The sequence below is a fragment of the Agromyces litoreus genome, from assembly GCF_040496015.1.
GTDB classification, from domain to species: domain Bacteria; phylum Actinomycetota; class Actinomycetes; order Actinomycetales; family Microbacteriaceae; genus Agromyces; species Agromyces litoreus.
In genome coordinates, this window is the sequence record NZ_JBEPKA010000013.1 from 17,259 (window position 1) to 26,351 (window position 9,093).

At 75.4% G+C, this 9,093-nt stretch carries 11 protein-coding genes; 7 read left to right on the forward strand and 4 right to left on the reverse strand.

The window, feature by feature from the left end:
- Window positions 1-15: 15 nt before the first annotated feature.
- Genes ABME01_RS10930 through ABME01_RS10950 form a run of 5 tightly spaced genes read left to right on the forward strand, consistent with a single transcriptional unit; the run spans window position 16 to window position 4,055 of the window.
- The gene (locus tag ABME01_RS10930; protein WP_353828439.1) at window positions 16-807 is read left to right on the forward strand and encodes an MTAP family purine nucleoside phosphorylase; all 792 of its coding nucleotides are present in this window, start codon (window positions 16-18) and stop codon (window positions 805-807) included.
- A complete protein-coding gene (locus tag ABME01_RS10935) occupies window positions 804-1,862 on the forward strand; it encodes an NAD-dependent epimerase/dehydratase family protein (RefSeq protein ID WP_353828440.1) in 1,059 nt (352 codons plus the stop codon). The genes ABME01_RS10930 and ABME01_RS10935 overlap by 4 nt, the downstream gene beginning before the upstream one ends.
- A complete protein-coding gene (locus ABME01_RS10940) occupies window positions 1,859-2,578 on the forward strand; it encodes a glycosyltransferase family 2 protein (protein ID WP_353828441.1) in 720 nt (239 codons plus the stop codon). Before ABME01_RS10935 ends, ABME01_RS10940 begins: the two co-directional genes overlap by 4 nt.
- Window positions 2,575-3,201 (forward strand): TIGR04282 family arsenosugar biosynthesis glycosyltransferase, encoded by a 627-nt coding sequence (locus ABME01_RS10945; protein WP_353828442.1) that lies wholly within the window; start codon window positions 2,575-2,577, stop codon window positions 3,199-3,201. Before ABME01_RS10940 ends, ABME01_RS10945 begins: the two co-directional genes overlap by 4 nt.
- Window positions 3,198-4,055 carry a class I SAM-dependent methyltransferase gene (locus tag ABME01_RS10950; protein WP_353828443.1) on the forward strand — a complete coding sequence of 286 codons (858 nt, stop codon included), beginning with the start codon at window positions 3,198-3,200 and terminating at the stop codon, window positions 4,053-4,055. Before ABME01_RS10945 ends, ABME01_RS10950 begins: the two co-directional genes overlap by 4 nt.
- On the opposite strand, the gene ABME01_RS10955 is transcribed toward ABME01_RS10950, so the two are convergent.
- Together ABME01_RS10955 and ABME01_RS10960 are read right to left on the reverse strand one after the other, a co-directional pair.
- Window positions 3,941-4,384: a hypothetical protein gene (locus tag ABME01_RS10955; RefSeq protein WP_353828444.1), complete on the reverse strand. Its 444-nt coding sequence runs from the start codon at window positions 4,382-4,384 to the stop codon at window positions 3,941-3,943. The two genes, ABME01_RS10950 and ABME01_RS10955, sit on opposite strands and share 115 nt — an antisense overlap.
- A complete protein-coding gene (locus tag ABME01_RS10960) occupies window positions 4,381-5,571 on the reverse strand; it encodes a molybdopterin-dependent oxidoreductase (protein ID WP_353828445.1) in 1,191 nt (396 codons plus the stop codon). The genes ABME01_RS10955 and ABME01_RS10960 overlap by 4 nt, the downstream gene beginning before the upstream one ends.
- 127 nt (window positions 5,572-5,698) lie before the next feature.
- Between ABME01_RS10960 and ABME01_RS10965 the strand changes: the two genes are divergently transcribed.
- Window positions 5,699-7,114, forward strand: coding sequence for a hypothetical protein (locus ABME01_RS10965; protein WP_353828446.1), 1,416 nt, complete (start codon window positions 5,699-5,701; stop codon window positions 7,112-7,114).
- A 21-nt stretch (window positions 7,115-7,135) separates the two neighbouring features.
- On the opposite strand, the gene ABME01_RS10970 is transcribed toward ABME01_RS10965, so the two are convergent.
- Window positions 7,136-8,158 carry a lactonase family protein gene (locus tag ABME01_RS10970; protein ID WP_353828447.1) on the reverse strand — a complete coding sequence of 341 codons (1,023 nt, stop codon included), beginning with the start codon at window positions 8,156-8,158 and terminating at the stop codon, window positions 7,136-7,138.
- A 69-nt stretch (window positions 8,159-8,227) separates the two neighbouring features.
- Here ABME01_RS10970 and ABME01_RS10975 point away from each other — a divergent pair, with 69 nt between their 5' ends.
- A complete protein-coding gene (locus tag ABME01_RS10975) occupies window positions 8,228-8,707 on the forward strand; it encodes a DUF1707 SHOCT-like domain-containing protein (protein WP_353828448.1) in 480 nt (159 codons plus the stop codon).
- Between the two features lie 31 nt (window positions 8,708-8,738).
- On the opposite strand, the gene ABME01_RS10980 is transcribed toward ABME01_RS10975, so the two are convergent.
- On the reverse strand, window positions 8,739-9,074 hold the full coding sequence (locus tag ABME01_RS10980; RefSeq protein WP_353828449.1) for a CU044_2847 family protein: 336 nt from the start codon (window positions 9,072-9,074) through the stop codon (window positions 8,739-8,741).
- Between the last annotated feature and the right edge of the window lie 19 nt (window positions 9,075-9,093).

Consider the following 9,093-nt stretch of genomic DNA (forward strand, 5'->3'; position numbering starts at 1 on the left):
GGCAGGGTTGACCGCATGGAGACGGTGGGACTGATCGGCGGGTCGGGGCTCGCGGCGCTGGTCGACGGCGAGACGACCGATCGGCCGACGCCGTTCGGCCCGGCGACCGTGACGACCGGCGCGCTCGGCGGCCGGCCGGTCGCGTTCCTCGCCCGGCACGGGGCGGGCCACACGATCCCGCCGCACCGCATCAACGCGCGGGCGAACATGTGGGCGCTCGCCTCGCTCGGGGTCCGCGCGGTGGTGTCGACGGCCGCGGTCGGGTCCCTGCGGCGCGAGCTGCCGCCCGAGTCCTGGGCGATCCCCGACCAGCTGCTCGACCGCACGTGGGGGCGCGCCGACACCTACTACGACGGCGACCTCGTCCGCCACCTGCCGTTCGCCGACCCGTTCTGCCCGGAACTCCGCCGCATCGCGCTCGATGCGGTCCCGGATGCCGCGCCGCGGGCGACCGTCGCGGTCATCCAGGGTCCGAGGTTCTCCACCCGGGCCGAGTCGGCCGTGCTCCGCGCGACCGGCATCGACCTGGTGAACATGACCCTGTGCCCCGAGGTCGCCCTCGCGGCCGAGCTCGGCATGGGCACGGTGACGCTGTGCCTGGTGACCGACACCGACACGGGGCACGTCGAGGAGGATCCCGACGCGGTGACCGCGGAACTCGTCTTCCGCCGGCTCGCCGAGGCGCGCCCGCGCGTGCTCGCGGCGCTCGAGCGCATCGTCGCGGCGATCCCGGTCGGCTACGCGCCGCCGCCGCTCATCGACGACGAGGCCGTCGCCCACGTGCTCTCACGTCCGGTGGCGCGATGACGCTGCTCGTGACCGGCGGTGCCGGATTCATCGGCGGCGAGATCGTGCGGGTCGCGCTCGATCGCGGCGAACGCGTGCGCGTGCTCGATTCGCTCCGTCCGGACGTCCACACCGCGACCGGTGGGGTGCCGGACGGCGTGGAGTTCGTGCGCGGCGACGTGCGCGATCGGAGCGTCCTGGATGCGGCGCTCGCGGGCGTGGAGGCCGTGTGCCACCAGGCCGCGAAGGTCGGGCTCGGCGTCGACCTGCAGGATGCGCCGGACTACGCGGGCTCGAACGTGCTCGGCACCGCCGAACTGGTCGCTGCGATGGCCCGCGCCGGGGTCGACCGCCTCGTGCTCGCGTCGTCGATGGTGGTCTACGGCGAGGGCGCGTACGTCGACGCGGAGGGCTGGCGGCGACGGCCGGCACCGAGGTCGGCGGCCGACCTCGACGCGGGCCGGTTCGAACCGCGCGACCCCGAGACGGGGGACCCGCTCGCGCCGGATCTCGTCGGCGAGGACGACGTGCTCGATCCCCGGAACGTGTACGCCCTGACCAAGCTCTCGCAGGAGCACCTCGTCACCGCGTGGGCGCGCTCGACCGGCGGCCGGGCGTCGCTGCTGCGCTACCACAACGTCTACGGCCCGGGGATGCCGCGCGACACCCCCTATGCCGGTGTCGCCGCGATCTTCCGGTCCTCGCTCGCGCGCGACGAGGCGCCGCGCGTGTTCGAGGACGGCGCGCAGCGTCGGGACTTCGTGCACGTCGGCGACGTGGCCGCGGCGAACCTGGCCGCAGCCGACCGGCTGGGAGACCTCGCGCCGGGCTCGTCGCGCGCGTACAACGTCGGATCGGGGGTCGTGACCACGGTCGGCGAGCTCGCGGAGGGCCTCGCCCGCGCGATGGGCGGCCCGGCCCCGGTCGTCACGGGCGAGTACCGGCTGGGCGACGTGCGGCACATCACCGCGTCGTCCGCACGCGCCCGCGCCGAGCTCGGCTGGGCGCCGCGGGTCGCGCTCGCCGACGGGCTCGCCGAGTTCGCGGCCGCCGGCACCGGGAGGGCCGCTCGATGAACGGCGATGCCGCACCCGGAGTCCGTGCCCAGGCCGGGCCGGCCGACGCGACGCCCGTCCTCGTCGACCTCGTGCTGCCGTGCCTCGACGAGGAGCAGGCGCTGCCGTGGGTGCTCGGCCGCCTGCCGTCCGGCGTGCGGGCGATCGTCGTGGACAACGGCTCCACCGACCGGTCCGCCGAGATCGCCCGCGAGCACGGCGCGACCGTCGTCACGGAGTCCCGCCGCGGGTTCGGTGCGGCCGCGAACGCCGGACTCGAGGCGGCGAGCGCGCCGTTCACCGCGTTCTGCGACGCCGACGCCTCGCTCGACCCGGCCGACCTGCCACGCCTGCTCGCACCCGTCGAGCGGGGCGAGGCCGACCTCGTGCTCGGTCGGCGCCGGCCGACCACCGGCTCGGCCTGGCCCGTGCACGCTCGCCTCGCCAACCGCGTGCTGTCCACGCTCATGACGCGTCGGACCGGCACGCACCTGCACGACCTCGGTCCGCTGCGCGTCGCCGAGACGCGTCGGCTGCAGGCGCTCGGCATCCGCGACCGACGCAGCGGCTTCCCGCTCGAGATGGTGCTGCGCGCTGCCGCCGACGGATGGCGCATCCGCGAGCTCGACGTGGCCTACCGGCCGCGCGAGGGCCGTTCGAAGGTCACGGGCACCGTGCGGGGGACCTTGACCGCGATCTCCGACATGTCCCGCATCTTCGGCGAGGTGCATCCGTGACCACGGTCGCCGTCATCGCCAAGGAGTGCAGGCCGGGTCGCGTGAAGACCCGGCTGACGCCCCCGTACACGCCCGAACAGGCCGCGGCGCTCGCCGAGGCCGCGCTGGTCGACACGCTCGAGGCGGTCGCCGCCCTCCCGGTCGACCGGCGCGTGCTCTACTTCGACGGCGACACCGTGCCCGAGGCCGCTCGCGGGTTCGACGTGCTCGCGCAGCCGGGCGGCGGGCTCGACGAACGGCTCGCACACCTGTTCGACGCGGTGGCCGAGCCCCTGCTGCTGGTGGGCATGGACACGCCCCAGCTCGTGCCCGCGCACGTGGCGCCGGCCCTGGACGCGGGGGCGGACGCCGACGCCTGGCTCGGGCCGGCGACCGACGGCGGGTTCTGGGCACTCGCCATGCGCGAGCCCGACGGCGCGCCGATCCGCGGGGTGCCCATGTCGCGCGAGGACACCGGACGGCGGCAGCTCGAGCGCCTCCGGGCGGCGGGCCTGCGCGTCGGGATGCTCGGCGAGCTCACCGACGTCGACACCGCCGGCTCGGCGGCATCCGTCGCCCGCGAGGCACCGGGCACGCGGTTCGCGCAGCTGCTCGGCCGCCTGTCGCCCGGAGGTGCCCCGTGAGCGCGCCGCCGCTCCGCACGCCGCCCGAGGCGACCGCGCCGTCGGCGTCCACGACCGCGACCCGCACGCGAGCGGCGCAGGACCGCCCGGCGACGGTGCGCGGCTGCGCTCCCGACGCCGCGTTCGGCGCCGGAAGCGGCGAGCCCTACGTGCGACTGCTCACCGGCCAGGACCTGATGCCGGGCCTGTGGCTGCGCGGTGCCGACGGCACCTCGCACCGGCTCGACGCGGGCAGCTGGATCGGCCCGGCCGGCGAAGCCGACCTCGCGGTGCTCGATCGGGCCAGCGGACCGGTCCTCGACGTGGGCTGCGGGCCCGGCCGGATGCTGCACGCCGCGGCGCTCCGGTCGCTGCCGGCGCTCGGGATCGACATCGCCCTCGGCGCCGTCGCCCGGGCGCGCGTGCTCGGCGGGCTCGCGCTGCACCGCTCGGTCTTCGACCGGCTCCCGCTCGAGGGACGCTGGCGCTGCGTCCTGCTGCTCGACGGCAACATCGGCATCGGCGGCGACCCGACGGCGCTGCTGCGCCGCTGCGCCGAGCTGCTCGCCGCCGACGGGGCGATTCTCGTCGAGGTCGACGCCGAGCCCGACCTCGTCGTGCTCGGCGAGTGCACGGTGCACGACGACGACGGCCGGGAGAGCGCTCCGTTCCCGTGGGCGCGCGTGGGCTGGTCGGCCATCCACGGCCTCGCCGCGGCCGCCGGCCTCGCCGTCGCCGAGCACTGGGACGCGGCGGGGCGTCACTTCGTCTGCGTCGTGCCCTCCGCCCGCCGCACCGCCGTGCGCGAGACGCGCAACGCGATCGCGGCGACCGCCGCGAGCACGAGCCAGATGACGCCGAGCGCGAGGCCGTAGGAGCCGACCAGCAGCGTCGGGTTCGGGGTGCCGCGAAGCGAGGCGAGCAGCGCCGGCAGCGTGAGCGCGGTGAGCATCCCCCCCACCACGAGCGCGCCCTGGGCGATCGCGACCCCGCGCCGGCCGAACGGACGCCGGACGCGCTCGGCGCCGAGCCCGACCGCCACGGCGAGCGGCGCGACCACGCCGTCGTGGATCAGGATGGCGGCGCCGACCCACACCGCGATGCCGAGCCACTGCGTCGGCCGCACCTCGGTCAGCAGCACGAACCCGCCGACGCCGAGCAGCGCGACACCCGTCGCCATCAGGATGCCGCGTGCGGCCCTCATGCGGTCACCTCGATGCGCCGCAGCCACTTCGTCTGCATCACACCCGGGCGCCCGGGGGCGATCACGCGGGCCGGGAAGCCGTGGTCGACGTCCAGCGTCCCGCCGTTCAGTTCCAGCGCGATGAGCGTGAGCGGGTCGCGCGCGTACTGCGGCGGCATCTCGGTGCGCGCGAAGGCGCCGCGCTCCTGCAGGCTCTCGATCCGGAGCGCGGCCGTCGGCTCGCCGGCGCCGGCCGCCTCGAGGAGGTCGACCAGGCGCACGCCGCGCCAGGTCGCCGACTGGCTCCAGCCTTCGACGCAGGCGATCGGCAGCACCTCCTCGGCCTGCGGCAGCGCGCGCAGGTCGTCGAGCGAGAAGTCCTGCGATCCGCTCGGCGTCGCGACGGTGAGCACCCAGTCGGGCGCGACCGCGGACTCGGTGACGCCGGCCTGCGCCGCGGTGCGGTTGACGGGCAGGCCCTGCGGCCCGACCCCCATGCGCCGCGGTGCGAGCGCGTTGAAGGGCGCGAGCGCGGGTACGGTCTGCCCCGCCGTGAGGAGCACGGCGGACGCGGAGGCGGTGCCCACCGCCGCCACGAAGCCCCGGCGCGTGAGGGTCCGGCCCGCGGCATCCGCTGGGTCGTCCGAATGACGCCTCCACACCCGCACGATGACGGGCAGCTTCACCCCGAGGTGGACCGCGAGCGCCCCGATGAGCAGCCACGCGAGCGCGAAGTGCGTCGACCGGAACGAGAACGGGAACACGTACCACTGCACCAGGTTCAGCAGCCCGATCGTCACCTCGACGAGTGAGACGCCCACGAGCACGGCGATGGAGGCGCGTTCGAGCAGGTGCGCGACCGAGCGGACCGGCGGCCATTCGAACAGCCGCGGGTAGACGCTCCAGAGCTTCGCCAGCAGCAGCGGCACCGCCGCCGTCCCCGCGATGACGTGCACGCCCTGCGTCCACCGGTACAGCTCGACGGGGCGCGTCGGCATCGGCAGCCAGGGCAGCGGGTCCTGCAGCAGGTGGCTGTAGAGACCGGTCGCGAAGCAGACGAGGAACGCGACGCCCAGGAGCCGCCCGATCACCACGGTCGTGCGCGCGGACTTCACGGGCGCGTCGGAACTCGCCTCGCGAGCGACGCCCATCAGCGGCTCGAGTCGCTCGGCGATCCGGTCCGAGGCGCGTTCGGTGAAGCCGGCCATGCCCCCAGTCGAGCACCGATGCCGCCCCGCCGCGACCGCCGGATCTTACGGAATCCGGACGCGGCGTCCGACTTCCGTAAGAAGTCCACCCCTCCCGGCTCGCGCGTGCGCTCCGTAGTCTCGGAGGGTGCAGGTCGAACCCGGGAGCGCCGATCGCGCGGCGCCGGATGCCGCATCCGCCCCGCTCCCGGAGACGTCGCCGACCGGACGGGGCCACCGCATCCTGGTGACCGCCGCCCCGTGGATCGGCGTCGGCATCGCGCTCGCCCTCATCGCGCTGGCGATGATCGTGCCGCCGCTGCTCGGGCAGAGCGTGCACATCCGCTCCTTCCCGCCGCTGCACGCCGAGTGGATGCCGCGGATCGGGCCGGGCACGGTGCCTGCCGTCCTGCTCGCGGTCGCGGCATCCGTCTGGGGCGTCGGCCTGGCGCGCCGGGCGCGATGGTGGGCGCTGCTCGTCGGTGCCTTCGCGGCCGGCGTGGCGTGGATGGTGAGCCTCGCGACCGTCGACGGGTGGGAGGGCATCGGAGGGATCCTCGAGCACAAGTACGAGTACCTCGGCACCGCACGCGAGGTCACGGACTTCCCCGCCACCCTGCGGGACTACATCGCCCACATCCCGCTCGACTCGGTCGACAACTGGCCCGTGCACATCGCGGGCCACCCGCCGGGCGCCCTGCTGTTCTTCGTCGTGCTCGTGCGCCTCGGCCTCGGCAGCGGCCTCGCTGCGGGGACCGTGGTGCTCCTCGTGGGGGCCACCGCTCCGGTGGCGGTGCTCGCGCTGCTCCGCCGACTCGGAGCCGAGGACGCCGCGCGCCGCGCCGCGCCGTTCCTCGCCATGGGGCCCGCCGCCATCTGGGTCGCGGTGTCGGCCGACGGCATGTTCGCCTCCGTCGCCGCCTGGGGGCTGTGCACGCTCGGGTTCGCCGCGACCGCGCGCCGGGCCGGCCCGAAGGTCGCGTGGAGCGTGCTCGCCGGACTCCTCCTCGGGTACTGCGTGATGCTCTCGTACGGGCTGCCCATCCTCGGCATCCTCGCGCTCGCGGTGCTCGTGCTCGGACGGGACTGGCGCCCGCTGCCGATCGCCGCCGCCTCGGCGCTCGCCGTCGTCCTCGCATTCTGGGCGTTCGGATTCGCGTGGTGGGAGGCGTTCCCCGTCCTCGTCGAGCGGTACTGGGACGGAGTGGCCAGCCGGCGGCAGTTCACCTACTGGGTCTGGGGCAACCTCGCCGCACTCGCCGTCAGCGCGGGACCGATGGTCGGCGCAGCGGTCGCAACGGCCGGCGCGCGCGCCATCCGGTGGCGCTCCGAGGCGCGGCCCGAGCGCATCGTCATCGTCCTCGCGCTCGCCGCGGCGGCGACGATCGTCGCCGCCGACCTCTCCCAGATGAGCAAGGCCGAGGTCGAGCGCATCTGGCTGCCGTTCGTGCCGTGGCTGCTGGTCGGCAGCGCGCTGCTCACGGAGCGGTGGCGGCGCGCGGGCTTCGCGGGTCAGCTGGGGTTCGCGCTGGTGGTGCAGCACCTGCTCGTGACGAGCTGGTGAGTTCGGCGTCGGCGTCCGGCGTCAGAGCGGAAGCACGCAGCTGGGTGCGCGGAGCTCGAGCACGCGCCGGGCCTCGCCCGTGACGAGGTCGACCTCCACGAGGGCGTCGCCAAGCTGCGCCGCCACGACGACGGTGCGGTCGTCCAGGTGCGCGTGGTGCCGCGGCCATGCGGCGCCGATCGGGTGCTCGGATGCCAGGCGCGGGCGCTCCGGATCCGTCGCGTCGAAGACGCTCACGCTGTCGCGGCCGCGCACGAGCGCGGTCAGCAGGCGGCCCGCCGGAGCGAGGTCGAGGTGGGAGGGCTGCACGACGTCGTCGTCGCCGGCCGGCGGTTGCCCCACGACCGATTCGACGCGTCCCTGACGGAATTCCTTCGCGTCGATCTCGAACGTGTGCAGCCGGCCGTCGAGTTCGCCGACGACATGCAGGAGGCCGCCGCGGACGACCATGTGGCGCGGGCCGGTGGCCGGCGGCACGTCGAGCGTGCGGGTGATCCGCAGCGCGACCTGCTCGCCGTCCCGCTCGACCGCGAACTCGTGGACGGCGTCGGTGCCGAGGTCGCTGACGACGTGCGTGCCCCATGGCGTCGCGACGATCTCGTGCGCGTGCGGCGCCTCCTGCCGGTCGGCGACCGGGCCGCTGCCGGGCGGCAGCACCAGCGTGACCGGCGTCCCGAGCTCGCCGGCCGCGCTCACCGGAACCGCGGTGATCGACCCGGCCGTGTAGTTGGCCACGAGCACGACGCCCTGCTGCGACGCGACCGCGACGTGGCACGGATCGGCCTCGCCGTGCTCGACCGCCGAGACCCGCTCGATCGCGTCGCCGTCGAGGCGGAAGCTCACGACCGAGCCGGACGCGTGCTCCTCGACGGCGAAGGCGAGGTCGCCCGACCGAGCGACGAACGACGGGTTGGTCGCGGTCGCCGAGGCCACGATGCGCCACCGGCCGTCCGCCGAGCGCTCGGCGAGGTGCACGCCGGGCGCGGGGCCGTCCGGCGTGTACGAGCCGAGCAGGAACCGCCGCGTCGTGGTCTCGGTGCTCACGCGCCTCACCCTACCGGCGGGGCCTTTCGTCTCTAGTGGACCGCCGGTGCGATGCGGCAGCATGCCCGCATGACCGGATACGCCGACCCCGACCGTCCGCAGGAGCGCCTGAGCGACACCGAGCGCGAGGAGGCCGTCGCGGCCCTCGCCACCGCCCGGACCGAGGGCCGACTGACCCCCGCCGAGCTCGACGAGCGGTCGGCCTCGGCCCGCGCCGCGATCACGCGGGGCGACCTCGCGCCGCTCTTCGCCGACCTGCCCTCGGCCTCGCCGTCGCCGGCCGCGCCCGACCCGACGCTCCCGGAACCGACACCGACGTTCGCTCCGCTCGCGTCGGAGGCCGGGCGCCCGGCGCGCCGGTCCCGCGCGCTCGGTGGCCGGGCGGGGGAGACGGTGATGGCGCTCTCGCCGTTCGTGGCGCTGCTGCTCTTCTTCGGCTTCGGCTTCTGGACCCCTGGCGGCTTCACCTGGTCGTGGCTGTTCTTCTTCCTGATCCCCATCGTGGGCGTGATCGTCTACGGCGGCGGGCGCACCGAAGCGCCGCGCTGACTCGCCGCGCCGACTCGCCGTCGGAGCAGGGTCACGAGGGTGGCCGGTGCCACCGCATCGTGACCTTGAAGTTCGCCGACGAATCCGCGCTCGCGATGAACGCCCCGACCTCCAGGCTCACCTGGATCCCGAACTCGACCTCGAGCTCGTCGGGGGCGTCCTCGTGCTCCCGAAGCTGTCGCAGGAGCGAGCGGACCGCGGGCCGCGTGTTCGCGAGCACGTCGTCGAGGTTCTGCTGCGTCCGCTCCACGAGTGCGCCGCCGCCTCCGCCACCGCGCAGCGTGACGCCCGGCGCGAGCACGTCGTCCGCCACCTGCACCGCGACCTCGGCGCCGTCCGCCGTCGTGTAGATCGCCAGCCGCTGCATCCGTTCCCTCCTTCCGTTC

Coding starts and splice junctions, on each gene's coding strand:
- ABME01_RS10935 (WP_353828440.1), top strand. CDS start 804: ATGACGCTGCTCGTGACCGGCGGTGCCGGATTCATCGGCGGCGAGATC.
- ABME01_RS10980 (WP_353828449.1), bottom strand. CDS start 9,074: ATGCAGCGGCTGGCGATCTACACGACGGCGGACGGCGCCGAGGTCGCG.
- ABME01_RS10960 (WP_353828445.1), bottom strand. CDS start 5,571: ATGGCCGGCTTCACCGAACGCGCCTCGGACCGGATCGCCGAGCGACTC.
- ABME01_RS10940 (WP_353828441.1), top strand. CDS start 1,859: ATGAACGGCGATGCCGCACCCGGAGTCCGTGCCCAGGCCGGGCCGGCC.
- ABME01_RS10975 (WP_353828448.1), top strand. CDS start 8,228: ATGACCGGATACGCCGACCCCGACCGTCCGCAGGAGCGCCTGAGCGAC.
- ABME01_RS10955 (WP_353828444.1), bottom strand. CDS start 4,384: ATGAGGGCCGCACGCGGCATCCTGATGGCGACGGGTGTCGCGCTGCTC.
- ABME01_RS10930 (WP_353828439.1), top strand. CDS start 16: ATGGAGACGGTGGGACTGATCGGCGGGTCGGGGCTCGCGGCGCTGGTC.